Origin of the sequence: Halothiobacillus sp., from assembly GCF_027346185.1 — a bacterium.
Taxonomy (GTDB): Bacteria; Pseudomonadota; Gammaproteobacteria; order Halothiobacillales; family Halothiobacillaceae; genus Halothiobacillus.
The window spans coordinates 21,271-40,007 of record NZ_DAIESY010000071.1 but is presented as its reverse complement, the minus strand read 5'-3'; the positions used below and the strand labels follow the sequence as shown (position 1 = coordinate 40,007).

15 protein-coding genes are annotated in these 18,737 nt (G+C 56.3%); 2 read left to right on the top strand and 13 right to left on the bottom strand.

Annotated features, from left to right (window positions below; translation table 11 throughout):
• The 5 genes from M7R55_RS05825 to M7R55_RS05805 form a co-directional block, all read right to left on the bottom strand.
• A partial coding sequence (locus M7R55_RS05825) for a porin (protein ID WP_298219343.1) occupies nucleotides 1-306 on the bottom strand: 306 nt, incomplete at its 3' end.
• A gap of 560 nt (nucleotides 307-866) precedes the next feature.
• Entirely contained in the window at nucleotides 867-2,111 is a 1,245-nt protein-coding gene (locus tag M7R55_RS05820) for a hypothetical protein (protein WP_298219342.1), read from the bottom strand.
• Nucleotides 2,112-2,140: 29 nt separating this feature from the next.
• Nucleotides 2,141-5,062, bottom strand: coding sequence for a DUF2339 domain-containing protein (locus M7R55_RS05815; protein WP_298219341.1), 2,922 nt, complete (start codon nucleotides 5,060-5,062; stop codon nucleotides 2,141-2,143).
• Between the two features lie 152 nt (nucleotides 5,063-5,214).
• Nucleotides 5,215-5,436: a hypothetical protein gene (locus M7R55_RS05810; protein WP_298219340.1), complete on the bottom strand. Its 222-nt coding sequence runs from the start codon at nucleotides 5,434-5,436 to the stop codon at nucleotides 5,215-5,217.
• Between the two features lie 424 nt (nucleotides 5,437-5,860).
• Nucleotides 5,861-6,628, bottom strand: a complete 768-nt coding sequence (locus M7R55_RS05805) for an extracellular solute-binding protein (RefSeq protein ID WP_298219337.1) — start codon at nucleotides 6,626-6,628, stop codon at nucleotides 5,861-5,863.
• Between the two features lie 264 nt (nucleotides 6,629-6,892).
• On the opposite strand from M7R55_RS05805, the gene M7R55_RS05800 reads away from it, so the two are divergent.
• Nucleotides 6,893-7,276 carry a YkgJ family cysteine cluster protein gene (locus tag M7R55_RS05800; RefSeq protein ID WP_298219336.1) on the top strand — a complete coding sequence of 128 codons (384 nt, stop codon included), beginning with the start codon at nucleotides 6,893-6,895 and terminating at the stop codon, nucleotides 7,274-7,276.
• 33 nt (nucleotides 7,277-7,309) lie between these two features.
• On the opposite strand, the gene M7R55_RS05795 is transcribed toward M7R55_RS05800, so the two are convergent.
• Genes M7R55_RS05795 through M7R55_RS05775 form a run of 5 tightly spaced genes read right to left on the bottom strand, consistent with a single transcriptional unit; the run spans nucleotide 7,310 to nucleotide 12,144 of the window.
• Complete coding sequence (locus M7R55_RS05795; protein WP_298219335.1) at nucleotides 7,310-8,371, bottom strand: ABC transporter permease; 1,062 nt, start codon at nucleotides 8,369-8,371, stop codon at nucleotides 7,310-7,312.
• A complete protein-coding gene (gene yejB / locus M7R55_RS05790) occupies nucleotides 8,368-9,432 on the bottom strand; it encodes a microcin C ABC transporter permease YejB (RefSeq protein WP_298219333.1) in 1,065 nt (354 codons plus the stop codon). The genes M7R55_RS05795 and yejB overlap by 4 nt, the downstream gene beginning before the upstream one ends.
• Nucleotides 9,429-9,587 carry a hypothetical protein gene (locus tag M7R55_RS05785; RefSeq protein ID WP_298219332.1) on the bottom strand — a complete coding sequence of 53 codons (159 nt, stop codon included), beginning with the start codon at nucleotides 9,585-9,587 and terminating at the stop codon, nucleotides 9,429-9,431. Before M7R55_RS05785 ends, yejB begins: the two co-directional genes overlap by 4 nt.
• A 24-nt stretch (nucleotides 9,588-9,611) precedes the next feature.
• Entirely contained in the window at nucleotides 9,612-10,289 is a 678-nt protein-coding gene (locus tag M7R55_RS05780) for a hypothetical protein (protein ID WP_298219331.1), read from the bottom strand.
• Nucleotides 10,261-12,144 (bottom strand): extracellular solute-binding protein, encoded by a 1,884-nt coding sequence (locus tag M7R55_RS05775; protein ID WP_298219330.1) that lies wholly within the window; start codon nucleotides 12,142-12,144, stop codon nucleotides 10,261-10,263. The genes M7R55_RS05780 and M7R55_RS05775 overlap by 29 nt, the downstream gene beginning before the upstream one ends.
• Before the next feature lie 129 nt (nucleotides 12,145-12,273).
• Here M7R55_RS05775 and M7R55_RS05770 point away from each other — a divergent pair, with 129 nt between their 5' ends.
• Nucleotides 12,274-13,062: an enoyl-ACP reductase gene (locus M7R55_RS05770; protein WP_298219328.1), complete on the top strand. Its 789-nt coding sequence runs from the start codon at nucleotides 12,274-12,276 to the stop codon at nucleotides 13,060-13,062.
• A 327-nt stretch (nucleotides 13,063-13,389) separates the two neighbouring features.
• Here the strand turns inward: M7R55_RS05770 and M7R55_RS05765 are convergent, their stop codons facing one another.
• The 3 genes from M7R55_RS05765 to lon all read right to left on the bottom strand — a co-directional run bounded on the left by M7R55_RS05765 (nucleotide 13,390) and on the right by lon (nucleotide 18,650).
• Nucleotides 13,390-15,327, bottom strand: coding sequence for a SurA N-terminal domain-containing protein (locus M7R55_RS05765; protein ID WP_298219326.1), 1,938 nt, complete (start codon nucleotides 15,325-15,327; stop codon nucleotides 13,390-13,392).
• Nucleotides 15,328-15,714: 387 nt separating this feature from the next.
• Entirely contained in the window at nucleotides 15,715-15,987 is a 273-nt protein-coding gene (locus M7R55_RS05760; RefSeq protein ID WP_012823283.1) for an HU family DNA-binding protein, read from the bottom strand.
• 230 nt (nucleotides 15,988-16,217) lie between these two features.
• The gene (gene lon / locus M7R55_RS05755; protein WP_298219325.1) at nucleotides 16,218-18,650 is read right to left on the bottom strand and encodes an endopeptidase La; all 2,433 of its coding nucleotides are present in this window, start codon (nucleotides 18,648-18,650) and stop codon (nucleotides 16,218-16,220) included.
• Between the last annotated feature and the right edge of the window lie 87 nt (nucleotides 18,651-18,737).

Sequence of the window (18,737 nt, the reverse complement as noted above, 5' to 3'; positions counted from 1 at the left end):
ACCGATAAAGGTGTTACGCTGACCGCCGAGACCGCCATTTGAACCTGACAGTGAACCATTCTGGCCTGCATCAAAACCAGTTTCGTATTGGTAGATGATGCTCAGGTTGTCATTGATTTTCTCTTTGCCCTTGATACCAATGCGCGAAGAGTTGGTAGAGAAACCACCCGTAGTTGCAGCTGATGTATTATCTCCAACAAAGTCATAAGACACATGGAACTTGCCATACAAAGTAGTGTCGGCCATGGCAGCGGCTGGCGCGATCATGGCGGCAGATACGGCGATTGCGATGATATTCTTTTTCATCCGATCGATCTCCAATAGAGGTTTTGAGATTACAAGATTCCCCAGCCATCTGGGTACCGGGCAATAGTAGCCGGATACGGGGCTTACACAAGCCGCAAAGAACTTTTTTACAACATGAACCCACCTTTGTGTTGCAACACCACAACACAGCATGGGTATTTGCCCCAGAAAATGGCATTCGTTTCTCAGTCAGTAGTGTGTTTATGGCCGTGTTTCGCTATTGTGCAAATCCTCTACCCCCCACCCCAACCCTCCCCCACAAAGGGGGAGGGAGAAGGACTGCCCCACCCTAGCCCGTCCAGGGCCGTGGGCCAACACGGGCTTACGCCAGCTGCGCGTTGCCCTCTTCGCCCCCCACGCGAGGGGGAGGGAGAAAAAGCGCAATAACCCCCTCTCCCTTGATGGGAGAGGGGTTGGGGTGAGGGTGTTGAGGCTGTTACCCAAGCACTACCCCCCACCCCGACCCTCCCCCGCGAGGGGGAGGGAGAAAAAAAAGAGCGTTTACATCCTTCGTGAACGAGTGCGCCCCCTTTGCAAAAGGGGGGAATGAGGGGGATTTTTCATTCTGATCGAAACAGGCGCCTATACAGGGTGGTGAGCCAGTGGCGGCGCTGCCAGACCAAACCCACACCGTTATCTATCTCAAGATCGCGGGCTTGGGCCGCGGCGTGCGTACGGGCCGGTTGTCTTTGCTTGAGGAACTGATCAATGGCATCCAGGCTTGCATACCATCCGGCAAGATCACCTTCGAGGTAACACCACAACGGCTCGCTCCAGATAACATGCACCGGACATGAGGGCGAAACGCCACGGGCGACCAACTCATTTATATGCGGCTGGAAACTCGCTGAGAGAATCACGACCGGGTTGTTCGCATCACTGGCATCGTGTGAATGAAGGGCGCCAGCCAGAACCGCGGAGTCGGTATAAATCATAGGGCGATTATCGCTACTCATCAGGTCGTCGGCAGAAAACCATGTTGACTGACTGGCTTCGGTGGATTGGGGTTTCGGCCAAGGACTACGCCCCCACACCCAAAGGCTGTTGATTTCGGGACGCGCTTTTTTTGCCCGTTCGGCGTTAACGGGATGGCTATAAAGCCACATTTGCAACTCCGTGAGCCAGCGTCGGAACGGGCGCAACTCATCTCCCGCCAGCAGTTGGCCGACATGACGATTCAGAGCACAGCCCAACGGCGGCAAATCGACCGTGCCCACCCGTTCAAGCGCAGTGGCGGTGTACCCCAGATAGTGCCGCCCGCTCGCTGCCGAAAACAGGCTGATGCCATCGGCTTGAAGCCATTGATTCAAATCCGCCTGCAGCGCTGCCCATTCCTCCCGCTCGACATGCAGATAACGCGGCCCCATCAGCACTGCGTTGTCGGTGCCCGCCTGCAAGTGCACCGGCGTGACCTGGCTGACGGCCACAATGTCGGGATGTTCGGCAAGTGCTACACGTAATCCGGCATCCACGGACAAATCTGCCTGCAATGCGAACGCCGCCGTACTGTGGCCTCTATCCATTGCAGCAAACCGCGCCAACAGCAGAGTTTCCGGATCATCCTGACAAGCTTCATCTTGAGTTTGTGGTACTCCTGCCAGTCGTTCCGTCATTCGTTTCATACGACGTGAACGCAGCGCCACTGACAGCGGTCCGTCGGTCGGCCCATCCGGTGACCACTGCCAAAGCCGCTCCTGATTTGGCAGGGCAGCCTGATGGCCTGCCTTTTTATCCTTATGAGACTTATCCTCTTCAAAACGGGGTTCGGGATGTAATCCCAGGATACTTAAGCGCAGCTTATTCATAGTGTTCGCAGAAAATCGGGGTATACAAATCAGTCGGCCTTCTGTTCGGAGTCATCTGTGTTCTGGTCATCATTGGCAGATGGGGACTGTTTGGCCGGTATCGGCGCGATATAACCCGCCAGTAAGAGCAGTACGCCCACGCCGACAAACGAGATGATCCGGGCGAGTGTATCGCTGCCGGACAAATCGACCAGAAAGAGTTTAAGCACCACCACGCCAAGTAACCCGGCGGCAACCAACCATAGACGACGTTGCTTCAGTCGGCTGGCCAGCACGATCAGCACCAAGCCCAGCAACGACCAGGCAATAGAATATGTCGTTTGCGCCAGCGCCTCGTGCAGGAACCGCCCGTCATCGAGCGGCAGGCCAGCGTAGACATTCAGGCTACGGGCAATCATGGCATTAAGCCAGACAAACGCGGCCGCACCCATCAGCCAATGCAGCGCCTGTTGTGTTCGTGCACCATCAGAGTTCAGAGAATATGCACCAGCAAGCCGTCCATGCCGCCATAGGGCGAACAGGGCAAGAGCAGAAACAAAATCGAGTGCATTGAATAAGGGCAGGTAACCAATCTGAGCCGGTTGGGCCCAGCCCGCGCCCATAACAGGATCCGTCACCCACAGCCCGTGGACGATAAACATCCAACCCAGTAGGAACACACCCAATCCCGATGCGACCCAACCGCGATAAATGGATGCGTAGCCAAAGCGTTCGGCGAAGGGCCAGTGACGGGCGAAACCGACCCATGTCAGCAGCAACACCGGTATCAAGCCCCAACTCACGGCCGTCCACACGCCCGGCGTGTTCGGGTGCATGATGCCAAATGGTCCCAGATCGAACCAGCTGAAATTCAGCGTAAAGCCGAACATCCCCCGGAAAATCACATCCGCCAATTGGGGCGCCAACACAGGCACCAGCAGCCATAAGCCTAAACCATGCAAACGCTCGGATGCGAATACGGATTCGCCGCGACGCTCGCTCCAGTAGAGTCCGCCATAAAGTGTGGCGAACGCCAATAGCCATGCAAACCAACCTCCTTCGTGGAACGGGCTCATATTCAACAGCAAAATCAAGCCGCCCAGCGTCCACATCCAGACGGTTTGCAGCGCGAGTAGGTAACGCAGAACCGACCAATCGGACAACCACTGCCGCAGCCATTGGGCCACCAGCATCGACGCACTGGCGAACATCAGCCACAGCGTGAACGGCTGGAGCCAACTCGCCACATGTGCCAGATCGTAGAATCCGGTGCCGAACCACCAGGCCAATCCCCAGAGGGTCAACAGGGCAGGAACAGGCGCCCAGTTACGCCGATTACGTAATAGATAGGCACTGGCCAACCCGGAAAGCGCAATCAAACCGCCACTCAGGAAATAGCCATCCAGCAAAGGCCAGTGTGTCGGGTCGAGCGATGGAGGATCGTCGCCAAACGCCACGCCGGCACCGAGTTGCAGCAACAGGCCGAACACAACCGGCCATGTTTTCCCTTGTCGCAACCCGACCCAAAGCATGGCCGCGCCTTCCAATGCCCAAGTGGTACTGGTCCATTGCCCATCGAACGCGAACGGCACGGCCAAAGAAACAAAACCGAGCCCCAATAACAGGAAGGCATCATTAAGAATTTTGAACTGCATACCAAAAACGCGCCGCAACCCCAGCCACAGCACGAGATAGAGCATGCCCAATCCGAATGCGCTCCAGGCCAGACCGTATTCGAAATTTTGGACCAGAGCGGCTTGCAGCCCAAACCCGACCAGCGGCGGGCCAAACACGAGGGTGGATTGCACATAGTCACGCAGTCCATCTGCGCGTTGCTGACGCGCGAATAATAGGGCTGTCGCCAGAAAGATCAGATAAAAACCGATCAGAAAAGGTTCGGTGGTCGAAAACAGCGCAGGCTTGTAGTTCAACCCGCCCCAGATCGTGCCGATCACGAACGTGAACAAAAATGCCAGCAGATTGAGTTCGCGCCAGGCCCTACGCCATGCGACGAAGACGATGCCGAAATCGAGCACAAGGTAATAACTGAACAGATCGACATGCCGACCGCTGTCGCTACCCGCCAGAATCGGTGCGAGAAAACCGCCGACAATCCCCAGCGCGGCAAGGCTGCGGGCATCCTGAACGACCGCCAGTACCGCAGCAGCTGCCACAACCAGAAGCATCAGCCCCATCGTCACACCCGCTGGCAACAGCCCGTACAAACGAAACGCGGCATATAGCGTGAGATACGTCAGCCCGATGCCCCCGCCCTGCAACACAAGGGCATAGCCGGTATGTCGCTTACGCAAGTACCAGCCGATGCCGAGCAACACCAGTCCGCCGATGCCCACCAGGGTCAAGCGGACGCTGATCGGGAACAGGGCCTGATCGGCGGCGTATTTCAGCAGGAAGGCCAAGCCGAAAAACAGCACGATCACGCCGATCTTGGCGACCACATTGCCCTCGGTGAGGAAGCGGTACACGCTCGACCACAGGCGCGACAGGCCATCCGGCGCTCCGGTTTCGGCAGACGAGGGCGCGCCCCAGGCCGAGACCGACGCCCCATTGTTGGATTTGCTTTCATGGAACGGAGTGTCAACACGTGCCGACACAGGCTGCTCTTCGGTCATTTTCAATGATGCGGGAGAAGGCTCCGGCAAGGGTTCGTGCACTCGCGCATGATCGGATTCAGGCTCCGGGGCTCTCGGCTCCACTTCTTCCGCAGCAGATTCGGGCGCGACGGGCGAATTCATTGCCTCGGATGACGATGCTCTCTGAGCCTGAGGATGAGACAAATGACGCAATTCATCTCGCAACAATATCTGATCGGCGATCAAGGCCTGAACCTGCCGAGTCAACCGACTGACCTGCGCCACAAGAAAGCCGGTTAGCGCGCCAAACGCCGCGCCCCAGAATCCGGCCACCGCCATCCCGAAAATCAGCCCCACCAGGGTAAGTGTAATGATCATGACCTGTGCTCCCTGCTAAAACGGCACACTTTTCTGTCGATTCCAGAATGCCCGCCGTTTGTGTGTGGCGCAATGTCCTTCAATAAGTGTCGCGATGAATGCACCCGATACTCGCCTCGCCCTGCATCGAGCCGGGTCGGGCAGAGAAGGCGCTATTGGGGCCCAGCATCCTGAAGGATGTAGCTGGGCACGTCACCGGCAGAAGTGATCCCGATATTCGACAGGGTGACATTGACCGGACTACCCGGATCGTACCGGTTGTGACAGATGGCATAAAACGTCGTTGGATCGCTGAAATAATTATTGGTGAACGTCAGGTCACCCACGGGTAAACACCCACCCATATCCGCACCGTAGGGCACCAAATGACTCAACAGGCACTGGTCCTCGGTAAGTTTCGAACCTTCAAACGAAGTGGGATGGCGACAGGCGCCGAAATCGACCGTGCCAGTCTGGTGATGTATCTAAGCAGGGTGGACAGAGCCAAATACTTACCATCCTGGCTGGATGGTACTAATCCTCGTATGAGGTGCCGATCAACACCGGCTTCGAGCACCACAAGACCATCATGTATCCCAACAGGTTGAGATACACGATGGCACGCACCAAAGAAGTAGTTTCGTGACCCACCGGTCTTTGGTGTGAACGGGGTACAACTGCCAAGTCTTGATTGACAGGGCAGCTAATGCTTAGTCTGACATCACAAAGGGATGTAGGCGACCAACTCACGGAACTTTAGATTATTACCGCTGCATCAAACATTCAACTGTACGGCCATGAATCCTGGCATGTGCCGGATCAGTTGGCTTTCCATCCCCATTTAACGAAGATTTTCTCACCCTGTTCTGATTGCAAGAACTTGATGAAGTCTTTGGCTTGGGGGTTCGCTTGAGCGCGCTGGGTCAAGACAACGCCAGCATCCCGATAAATGGCGTATTGAGGCTCAATCTCGACCACGTCGGCCAGCTTGGGATTCGCGACTTGCCAGATGTTGTAAATGAGCCAGGCATCGATATCGGGTTGATCAATCCAGGCCTTTTTGGCCAAGGCACTGTTTTTGGCATAATCAACAATATTGCTGCGCAGTGATCGAACCGTTTGGATACTGCCTAATCGACCCGCAATATCTTCCCATGCGCCGGTTTGTCCCGCCCCCTGCACGACCAATACTTTGACGCCCGGTTTTGTAATATCGTCAAACCCTTTGATCTTTTTTGGGTTTCCAGGGCGAACCAAGATAGCCATCGGCCGCAAGTATAAAGGGATGACTTGATCGGACTTGATTTGACCTTCGAGCTGGTAGGTAAAATCGGTCATCATGTTTTCAGAACCACTGAAAATAATGTCGCCCTTGGCCTTGGCCTGCTCAATCCACTGGGGTGTCGGGCCCGCGGTAACCTCGACTTTGGTGCCCGTCTCTTTTTCAAATACCGCAGCCGCTTCTTTCATAGCCGGCGCGGGGCCGCCCGGCCCATACACATAAATAGTTTCCTGTGCTTGGGCAGAGGAGATGTTGCTGAGCGCCAAGGCCATAAGCCCCACAAAGCCGAGAAGACGAGTAAACATGGTGAGTTCCTCATTGAAAATTGAAAAAACGAAAACATAAAAATCACGACGATGTGATTATAGACTAATTTGATACGTATAAATGGCTCGAGCGGAAAGCCTCCTGGATGCCGCCTCTATGGCCATCAACGATTCAAAATCGCACTCAATTGAAATCTATTTATTTTTTGTTTGCCGAGGAATAGAATCCATTCCGCCTTCGGGTTCTCCGAAGGGCATCCCCTGTTTTTTCCCCATGTATCGTTACCAACCATCGAGGCCATCGTGGGCAATCCGTGTCAGCGTTGTGGTGCGTGTTGCGCCTATTTCCGCGTGTCTTTTTATTGGGCCGAGTCGGTGCCTTTTCTCGACGGTCAGGTGCCGCCCGAACTGACGGAACAGATCAACCCGCATCTGGTGAGCATGAAGGGCACCCTCACAGAACCCACACGCTGCGTTGCGCTTGATGGCGCCATTGGCGATTGCGTCAGTTGCTCGATTTATCCCAACCGGCCCACGCCCTGCCGTGAGCTGGAACCTTGGGATGAGCATGGCCAGCCGGATGAGAAATGCAGTCGGGCCCGCGCAGCCCATGGGTTGCCGCCCCTTGAACCCATCGTGCCGAACACTCCGGAAATCGTCGATCCGCTGCGTACGGGTACCGATTGACTGATCCCATCTTTGGGTAAGAATTGCCAATCTTTACCCCGGTGATTTCTGCCGCGTATCGAATGCGGCGCGCAGTGCTTCGCCGATAAAGATCAGCAAGAGCAAGGTGCCCACCAACACAGCAAAGGTGGTGAGCGATAGCCACCAGGCATCGATATTGTTCTTGCCCTGCGCCAGCAGTTCGCCGAGTGAGGGCGTGGAGGGCGGCACGCCCAGTCCCAGAAAATCCAGACTCGTCAAAGCCAGAATCGCGCCGGATACCCGGAACGGCAAAAAGGTGATCACGGGCGTGAGCGCATTGGGCAGCAGGTGCCGGAACATGATGCGCGGACCGGAAACGCCGAGGGCGCGGGCGGCGCGCACGTATTCGAGATTGCGGCCTTTGAGGAATTCGGCGCGCACATAATCCGACAAGCCGATCCAGCCGAACAGCGAGAGCAGAATCAGCAGCAAACCGATCGATGGCTGGAAGATCGAGGCGAAAATAATCAGCAGGTACAGTTCGGGCAGCGAACCCCACACCTCGATGAAGCGCTGGAAGAACAGATCGACCTTGCCGCCGAGATAGCCCTGCACCGCGCCCGCCAGCATTCCGATCACCATGCCGATAGCCGTGAGCGCGAAACCGAACAGCACCGACAAACGAAAACCGTAGATCAACCGGGCAGCGACATCGCGGCCCCGATCATCGGTTCCAAGCCAGTGCCGCGCATTGGGTGGCGCGGGGTTCGGGGCGGGATTGTAGTAATCGATGGTGTCGTAGGAAAACGGAATCGGCGCGCGCAGAAGCCAGCCGTGTTCACGGATTTTGGCAATGACGTAGGGATCGGTGTAATCGGCGTTAGTCGCGAAATCACCACCGAACGTGGTTTCCGGGTAATCGTGAATCAAAGGCAGATAGAGTTGATGCTGATAAAGCACCAGCAAGGGCCGGTTGTTCGCCAGCAACTCCGCCCCAAGGCTCAGCACGAACAGGATTGAAAACAGCCACAGGCTCAGATAACCGCGCCGGTGTCGCCGGAATCGCTGCCAAACCCGCCGCCAAGGGCCCAGGGATTGTGCTGGGGCGGTGATTTGGGATGCCTGCTCACTCATGAATTCACGGCCTGGAAATTGATGCGCGGATCAACCCACACATAGGCCAGATCGGACAAGAGCTTGCCGATCAACCCGATCAGCGTGAATACGTACAGCGTGCCGAGCACGACCGGGTAGTCGCGCTGGATGACGGCGTTATACGAGAGCAACCCCAGCCCATCGAGCGAGAAAATGGTTTCGATCAACAGGCTGCCGGTAAAAAAGGCGCCGAGAAATGCTGCGGGAAACCCGGTCACGATCGGAATCAGGGCATTGCGGAATACATGACCGTACAGAATCCGCCGTTCGGACAAGCCCTTTGCGCGGGCGGTGAGCACGTATTGCTTGCGGATTTCTTCCAGAAAGCTGTTCTTGGTGAGCATCGTCATCACGGCAAAATTGCCGACCACCATTGCCGTGACCGGCAGCACGATGTGCCAGAGGTAATCGGCAATTTTGCCCAACAGAGAAAGCTGGTCGAAGTTATCGGACGCGAGGCCACGCAACGGAAACCACTGCCAGAAACTGCCGCCACCAAACAAAACAATCAGCACAAGGCCGAGCACAAAACCGGGAATGGCATAGCCGACGAGAATCACGGTGCTGGTGACCGTATCGAACCGCGAACCGTCCCGCACGGCCTTGGCAATGCCCAGTGGAATCGAGACCAGATACGTGAGGAAGAACGTCCACAAACCGATACTGATGGAGACGGGCAATTTCTCCAGAATCAGATCGGTGACCGAGCGCTGATAAAAATAGGACGTACCAAGATTGAACGTGAGGTAATTGCCCAGCATGTCACCGAAACGTTGCCAGGCCGGTTTATCGAACCCGTAAAATGACTTGATCTGGTCCAACTGGCGGGCATCGAGCCCCTGATCGCCTCGATACAAGCCGCCTGACAAGCCGCCGCCGGATTCCGCCCCCGCCGCCCCGGCACCGCCCGATTTGAGCTGAGCGACGAGCTGCTCGACCGGCCCACCGGGCACGAACTGAATCACCGCAAAGGAAATGGCGAGAATCCCGAACAGGGTCGGGATCATCAAGAGTAGTCGCTTGATAATGTAACCGGTCATTCGTTTGCTCCGGCCTTCTTTTGAGGCTTCATCTGTTCGCGCATCTGTTCACGCATCAGGCGCGCCACGGCCTGATCATGTGCATCCGGCGACTGACTCAGGGCGGCAATCGTGTCGCGGTTATTTTCCACAAAGTCGGGCGAGCGATACATCATGCGTCTATGCCGGATTGCTCTGGTTCAGGGATTCAACGGTGTCAGGTTCTGCTGTACGCCACCCGGGGATTGGGCAGGAGATTGAACCAGGGACTGCGGCTCGGGTCTCGGATCAGAATCCTTGCAGTTGGCAATGCACACCACCGATTTCTTCACGCCGCCGCCACAGCCCACATAGCATTGCTCGAAGTTCTGCTGACAAGGGCATGGTGCGCTGTCGCATTGTTCGTGGATCAGACGTTTACGCTCCTCGGCCAGACTCGGTGCAACGGGCGGCGTGGGCGCATCATCGTAGTAATCATCGTAATAACCCGGACGCATCACCCAGCCATAGCCCGGCACAAACACCGGGTTGAAGAACCCCATGCGCAAGCTGCGATTGAGCTCGTAAAACTGCCGGTCGGTTTCATACTGGCGGCGTTGCGCTTCGTAGGTTTTAAGCGCCGAATCAAAAGCCGCCCGCGCTGCCGGTTCAATCTCTGCGATGCATGACTGGCGCGCCGCCGAACACCTGTTCTGACATTGCTTGAGCGCATCCTGGCATTGCGCCACGCAAATCAATCCTTTGGCGGTTTGCGGCGGCGTATAAGACGTTTGCGTGGCGTATTGCGGCGTGGCACAACCACCCAAAGCACCCACCGCCAATAGCGGAAGGAACCAGTTAAGAATCTTTCTAGCTACGTTGTTTTTGGGGAAGTTCATGTGTTTGCCACCAAGTTTGCATGACCCAGGTCATGGCATCGAAATAAAGCGGCAGCGGCTGGTGAAAACCGAATCGATTCCACCACGCCAGCCGATGCGCACCAATGTACCAGTTTGGCACAAGATATTCGCCCCAGAGCAGCACGCGATCCAGCGCGCGACAGGCCGTGACCAGCTCCGCCCGCGATTTGGCGTAGATGACCCGATCGATCAGCGCATCGACCACGGGGCTATCGATGCCCATGTAATTACTGGAACCGTCCGTGTGTGCGGCAGCACTGCCAAACCGATCCCGCAGTTCATTGCCCGGCGACTGCGATTCGCCATAGGCCACCACCGCCATATCGAAATCGAACCGATCCATCTTGCGTTGATACAGCGACACATCGATCGTGCGGTAACTGACATCGATACCAAGCCGTTTGAGGTTGTAGGCATAGGGCGCGACGATGCGTTCAAAACCGCGCATGGCCAGCGTGATTTCAAAGGAAAACGGCTGGCCCTTGGCATTTTTCAGCACGCCCTCTTCCACCCGCCAACCGGCCTCGGCCAGCAAATCACGCGCTTTGAGCAGGTTCACGCGCTGCTCGTCCGGATTGTTGGCGACGGGCACTTGATAGGGCTCTCGGAACAACTCGGGCGGCAACAGGGCTTTGAAGGGTTCGAGCAGGGCCAATTCATCGCCTTGCGGCAGGCCGCGACAGGCCAGTTCGCTGTTGCTGAAATAACTGTCGCAGCGCGTGTACTGGCCATAGAACAAGTGCGTGTTCGACCAGCCGAAATCCAGCGCCAGATCCATAGCCCGCCGCACGCGACGATCCGAGAACAAGGCACGACGGGTGTTCATGCCGAAGCCCTGCATCCCGGCGTTGTTTTTATGCGGTATTTCCCGACGGATGATGCGGCCATCAGCGAAATTCGCGCCGGTATAATCGCGTGCCCAGCGCTTGGAATTGGTCTCGTAGAACACATCGACCTCGCCCGCCTTGAAGGCTTCGAGCGAGACGGTCTCGTCCTTGTAGTATTTGAATACGATCCGGTCGAAGTTGAACTGCCCCCGGCGCACGTCCAGATCCTTCGCCCAGTAATCGGGATTGCGCTCAAAGGTGATGGTATTGCCATAATCGACCCGACCCACGCGATACGGCCCGCTGGTTAAGAACGCCTCGCGCGCCAGGCTGGCAAAATCACGACCCGCCAGCCAGCGTTTGGAGAATACCGGCAATTCGCCAATGATCAGATGCAGTTCGGGATTGACTCGCTTGAAGTTAAACTGCACATGCCGTGCATCGGTCAGTTCGGCCCCGGCGATATCCCCCCAGTACATTCGATAGCGCGGATGCGCCTGTTTGCTCATGAGCGTATTGAAGCTGAACAGCACATCCTGCGCCGTGACCGGGCTGCCATCATGGAAACGTGCTTTGGCATTGATGCGAAAAGTAATCGACAAGCCATCCACCGCCAGATCGGCCCGATCGGCCAGCAAGCCATAGGCTGAAAACGGCTCATCCCAGGCGCGCGCGGTCAGGGTTTCAAAACACAGTTCATTCAAGCCCGAGGCGGCCAAGCCTTTCAACACAAACGGGTTGAGCGAGTCGAAGTTGCCAAAGACCGACAGCGCCAACCGGCCACCCTTGGGCGCATCGGGATTCACATAATCAAATGCACTAAAATCGGCCGGATATTTGGGGGAATAGCCCAGCGCGTCGGCAAATCCGGCTGCCCGGCCAGCCGGGCTGAACCCACCGACACCCGCAGCCAGAGCACCTGTTGCCAGCAAATGACGAAGGAAATCACGGCGCGAACGCTGGTCGTCTCCTAATTGATCGTGTCGCGAGGGATGCTCGTTTTTCATTTCAACCGTACACTATGTCGATAAGCCTCGGGAGGAGTCGTTCGAGCGGGACAACCAGACGAACGACGGACGCTTTATGCATCTACTCGGGTGAGTGATCACATTTTTAGTCAGCATGAGGAACATAGTATGGGATTTTTAAGCGGCAAACGTGCCTTGATCGTGGGTATTGCGAACAATCGCTCCATTGCATCGGGCATTGCCGAAGCCATGCACCGGGAAGGCGCGGAACTGGCGTTTACCTATCTGAACGATCGCTTCAAGGAAAAAGTCGAAAAAGCGACGACGGACCTGGGTTCGAACATCTATCTGCCACTGGATGCCACATCCGACGAGCAGATCGATGCGCTGTTCCCGGCACTTGCCGAACATTGGCCGGAAGGCTTCGATATTCTGGTGCACTCCATCGCCTTCGCCCCGCGTGAAGCCCTGGATGGCGACTACCTCGACGGCATGTCGCGCGAGGCCTTCCGTGTGGCCCACGATGTGTCCGCCTACTCTCTGGCTGCATTGGCTAAGGCAGGCCGCGAGACGATGCGCGATAACGGTGCCATCGTCACGTTATCCTATCTCGGCGCCGAACGCGTGATGCCGAACTACAACGTGATGGGCGTCGCCAAAGCCGCACTCGAAGCGAATGTGCGCTATCTGGCCGGCTCTTTGGGCGGTCGGGGTATTCGCGTGAACTCGGTCTCCGCCGGGCCAATCAAGACGCTGGCCGCCTCCGGTATCGGCGAGTTCAAGGGCTTCCTCGATTACGTCGCGCTCAACTCACCATTGAAGCGCAACGTCACCATCGAGCAGGTCGGCAATACTGCCGCCTTCCTGTGCTCGGATCTCGCATCCGGCATCACCGGCGAGAATGTCTACGTTGATTCGGGGTACTTCATCACCGGCATGGGCCAGTGCCCGAAATAAGCCCACTATGGAATCTCTGCTCGAATCCATCCATGGCTTCGCGGGCTTACGCCAGCTGCGCGTTCAGATACGCTCGGACCGATACATGCCCGGCCCAAGCTCCGCATTTCAATGACATACGACATTGTGCGGTAAGGTCTGCATTTGTGCAGACCTTACCTGAATTTATTCAGGTATACCCCATTGGCGCAGTGCAAACGGCGCAAATAAAAAAGCGGCGCAACCTGCGTCGCACCGCTTGCCAACCCACCTTATCGGTGGGTTTTTTCATTCTTGGTATAGGCCCCGGTCCAAGTGACCTTTTCAAGAGGTTCAGACCGATTCACCTCAAGGCGTCGCTGTTTTCTCGGCCTTTTGGTGGATGGTGATCTTGGCTTCATCCCGCAGAGCTTTGAGCAACACGCCCAGAGTCTGCTGTGCTTGCGCCTGCTGGATTTCGGCAGAGAGCGCCTTCTTGTCCTGTTCGCTGATCGCGGTTGGATCGCCATCTTTAATTGCCTGGACGACCACCAGCGCTTCATTGCCGTCGCTCAGAGCCAAGGCCTTGCTGGCCAGTTGGCCTTCCGGTGCCGGAGGCAGAGCAAACGCCGCCTGAATCGCTTCGGCGGGGATCGGGGCATCACGCGCCGTCCGCTTGAGCCACACCGGCACCACCCAGGTTGCGCCGACCGCTGTTGCCGCCACCTGCGGCTCCTTACCCGAATCGATCGCCTTGCCTATCTGCTTCGCTGCATCAGCCAACGCCTGGTCAATAGCCTGTTGTTTCAGGGTGCGGGCGATCTGATTTTTCACATCGGCAAGGGGCAACTGCGTAGCCGGTTCATGCTGATCAACGCGAATCACGACCGCATGGTTCGCGCCCAGCTCAATCAGGTTGCTGTTTAATTTCTGCTCAAGTACTTCTTTTGAAAAAGCCGCTTGACGGACTTTCTCGCTCGCAGCAATGCCCGTGCCGCTATCCCGGTTGAGCCAATCACTGGTCTGCACCTTCAAACCCAGTGCCTCAGCCGAGGGGATCAGGCTATCGGGATGTTCATAAGACTGATCGGAAAGCTTTTCACCTTCGTCGTAATAAATCTTCTCAACTTGACGATCCTGAACCTCGGCTACCAGTTTGTCATGCACGTCCACCAGTGGCTTGATATCGGGATGGCTCTCTTTGGTCACCTCGATCAGGTGCCAACCAAATTCCGTGCGTACCGGCTCGCTGATCACACCGACCTTGATGCCATCCATGGCCTCTTCAAACGGCTTAACCATCTGACCGGGCGCCACTTCACCCAAGTCTCCGCCTTGGTTTTTTGACCCGGGGTCATCGGAAATGGCACGCGCCTCATCGCCGAAGCTGATCTTGCCGGAGACAATCGCTGCACGAGCCGCCAAAGCTTTGTTCTTGGCCGCTTCGATAGCGGCACCATCTGCATTCTTGGGTACGGAAATCAGGATATGTCGCACCGTGCGGACAACCTGTGCATTTTGCTTCTTCACATAGTCTGCATAGGCCTGCTCAACCTGAGCAGCCGTTACCTTGACCAAAGGCGCCAGCGTTTGCGGCGACAACTCGATGTACCGTAGTTTTACCCGCTCAGGGCGGATAAATTCGGTCTTGTGCGCGCCATAGTAGGCCTCGATCGCCACATCGGTCGGTGCGGCAACGGAATCGACCACCCGCGCACGATCAATACGCACCATGCCGATCTCACGAGTCTGGTCACGCAAGCGCACGATCTGATCCAACTCGGGCGCTGTCACAATCGTGCTCTCGCTGATCGCGTTTTCCAGCGTCTGCATGACGATATCCTGCTTCAGACCGGCCTCGAAATCGGCAACCGTCGCACCACGCGCAGCCACGAAGGCTTCATATTTCTTGACGTCGAACACGCCATTGGTTTTGAAAGCGGGCTCGGAACGAATCAGGTCGGCCACCACGACATCCGGCGCCCGGAACCCGGCCTTGTGTACAAACACGTTCAAAACGCGCTCATTGATCATCTGATCGAGCACCTGCTGATCGAGATTCAGGCTCTGCAGCAGTTCTGCGGATACGCTGCCACCGAGTTTCTGAATAATGGCCTGACGCTGTTGACTGACCGCCTGCTCGAACGCTTGCTGGGAAATCGGCAAGCCATCGACTTCGGCCACTGGCTTGTTTTTAGCACCACTGAAGTACTCGCCTACACCCCACAAAACGAAGGGCACACTGATTAAGCCGATGATCACGTAAGCGATCCAACCCTGAATGCGTTCCCGCAAATCCATCAACATAGCATCAATACCTTAAAAAACTTAAAAGCCCACCGGAGCAGGCAACTGGCCATTGAGTGCAATCGGGAGAATTACTCTCTCTATGGAATCTCTGCACAAATCCATCCATGGCTTCTTGCAGAAATACACAAGCCTGCGGGCTTATGCCAGCTTCAATGCGAAGCCGGTGTAAGCCTACGTTCACGCCCGAAACGCGCTGCGCATTTCAATGACTAACATCATTGAGCAGCAGGGCATCCGTGCTCTGCCCAGGAAGGTCTGCATTTGTGCAGACCTTCTCTATAAAAAAACAGGGACGTTCCCGCCCCTGCTTCTTGTACTTACCTCAGAAATTCACACCATAGCCCAGTTTGCTTTTGGCCGAACGAACCCGATGTAGCGAACGGCTTAGTTAACCGCGTCTTTCAAACCTTTGCCGGCCTTGAATGAAGGCAGGCGGGAAGCGGCGATTTCAATGGTTTCACCTGAACGTGGGTTACGGCCGGTACGGGCCTCACGCTCACGAACCAGGAACGTGCCGAAACCGACCAGGGTCACTTGGTCACCTTTTTTCAGTGCATCACCAACCGCTTCGATAAACGCATCAAGCGCTGCCGCAGATTCAGTTTTCTTCATTCCGCTTTTAGCAGCCATCGCGTCGATCAGTTCTGATTTATTCATGTCGTTGCAATCCTTTTCTTTGGGGGAGTTAAGATAGTGGGGTTGAGTTTTTGATTTCCAAGTGACGTATTCTGCAGGCAGTACCCGCAACAATCAACCAATTCCGATCACGCGCACCTGAGTCGAGACACTTTTATACAAGCCACACGGGCGCGCTGTCAACAAAGTCTGGCCGAATAAGAATCGGCAAGGCTTGGGCTCGGCACATAAAACTGCTATCAGAACGGTAATCAATGTGCATGCGCACTCTGGTCGTCGGGGCGCTTGGCCTCGACAACTGGTAGCGGTTCTTTTATCTCGACAGGCTTTGGTGTCGGCGGGGTAACCAGGGCCAGGTCCAGCACTTCATCGATCCAGCGCACCGGTCGAATATCCAGCGATGATTTAATTTTATCTGGAATTTCAACCAGATCCTTGCGGTTGCCTTCCGGAATCAGAACCAGCTTGATACCACCACGCTGCGCTGCCAGGAGCTTCTCCTTGAGCCCACCGATCGGCAGCACTTCACCGCGCAGGGTGATCTCGCCCGTCATCGCCACGGTCGACTTGACCGGAATGCCTGTCAGCGCCGAGACGATGGTCGTGCACATGGCGCCTCCGGCCGAAGGACCATCCTTCGGCGTTGCCCCTTCGGGCACGTGCACGTGAATATCCACCTTCTGGCTGAAGTCCGGATCGATCCCCAGCGAAACCGCCCGTGCCCGCACGACCGTCATCGCGGCCTGAATCGACTCCTGCATTACCTCACCCAACTGGCCGGTGTACTTGAGGTTACCTTTACCCGGCATGGTCGCCGCTTCAATCGTCAGCAGGTCTCCACCCACTTCCGTCCAGGCCAGACCCGTCACCTGACCAACCTGATCGGGATGTTCGACCTTGCCGAAATCGAAACGATGAACACCAAGGTACTGATCCAGCGAGCTGGAATCGACTGTAATCGGTGGCTTCTCTTCATTCGTGACGAGTTTGCGCACGACCTTGCGCGATACCTTGGCCAGTTCGCGCTCAAGGTTCCGCACACCGGCTTCACGGGTGTAGTAACGAATCACATCGCGAACCGCTGATGTATCGATGACAAGCTCCTTGTCCTTCAAGCCGTTCTTTTCCAACTGCTTGGGCAACAGATAGCGCTCGGCGATCTCGGTCTTCTCGTCTTCGGTGTAGCCGGCAATACGAATCACTTCCATCCGATCCAACAACGGACCCGGAATATTCAGGCTGTTGGCCGTGCACACGAACATGACCTCGGACAAATCGATGTCCATATCCATGTAGTGATCGGCAAACGCTTTGTTTTGCTCGGGGTCCAGAACCTCCAGCAAGGCCGAAGCCGGATCGCCCCGGAAATCGGAAGCCATCTTGTCGATCTCATCGAGCAGAATCAGCGGATTGCGAGAACCGATCTTGCTCAGCGTCTGCACGATCCGGCCCGGCAAGGCGCCGACATAAGTCCGACGATGGCCGCGAATCTCGGCATCGTCGCGCACGCCACCGAGGGCGATTCGGCCGAATTTCCGGTTGGTGGCCTTGGCAATCGACTGCCCGAGCGAGGTTTTACCCACACCCGGCGGGCCGACCAGACACAGAATCGGGCCGTTCATTTTGCGCACGCGCTGCTGCACCGCGAGATACTCGAGAATCCGCTCCTTGACCTTCTCAAGGCCGAAGTGATCAGCTTCCAGCACTTGCTCCGCCACGCCCAGATCGTGCTTGATCTTGGTCCGCTTCTTCCATGGCACGGCGATAATCCAGTCCAGATAGTTACGCACGACTGATGCCTCGGCGGACATGGGCGACATCATCTTGAGCTTGTTGAGCTCGGATTTGGCCTTGTCGAGCGCTTCTTTGGGCATACCGGCAGTCAGAATCTTGCGCTCCAACTCGTCGAGATCGCTTCCGCCCTCTTCCAGATCGCCCAGTTCCTTCTGAATCGCTTTCATCTGTTCGTTCAGATAGTACTCGCGCTGGCTTTTCTCCATTTGCTGCTTCACGCGGCCACGGATGCGCTTCTCAACCTGCAAGGTATCGATTTCTGATTCGATCAGCACCATGAGGTGCTCGATCCGCGCGTGCAGATCGATGGTTTCCAGAATCTTCTGCTTTTCTTCAAGGCTGAGCGCCATGTGAGCGGCGATGGTATCGGCCAGGCGCGAGACATCATCGATGCCAGCCAACGATGTCAGCACCTCTGGTGGCGTTTTCTTGTTGAGTTTGACATACCCGTCGAACTGATTGAGCAACGTACGCGCTTCCACTTCCAGTTCGCGATCAGGCTGTGCTTTCGGCTCTTCAATCGCATGCACTTCGGCTACCAGATACTGGTCAACCTCGTGCACCTGCACGCAGCGTACGCGCTCGATGCCCTCGACGAGCACTTTGATCGTGCCGTCCGGCAATTTGTGCAGTTGAAGAATGGAAGCCAACGTGCCGACGGCATGCAGATCCTTGCGGCCCGGATCGTCAAGCTCGGCATCCTTCTGAGCGACAAGCAGCAATTGTTTGTTGCCCTTGATAGCTTCCTCCAGCGCGGACACGGACTTCTCCCGTCCCACGAACAGAGGGATCACCATATGGGGGTAAACCACCACATCCCGCAGCGGCAGAACCGGAACGGTACGTGGTGCACCGGCGATGACTTCAGATGTTGTGTCGTTATGTGGCATATGTTTTACCTGTGTGACGCGCCGAATGGCGGTAAGGTGAGCGGATACGTATAGAGCATAGCCAATAGTTAATGCCGAATGGCAACT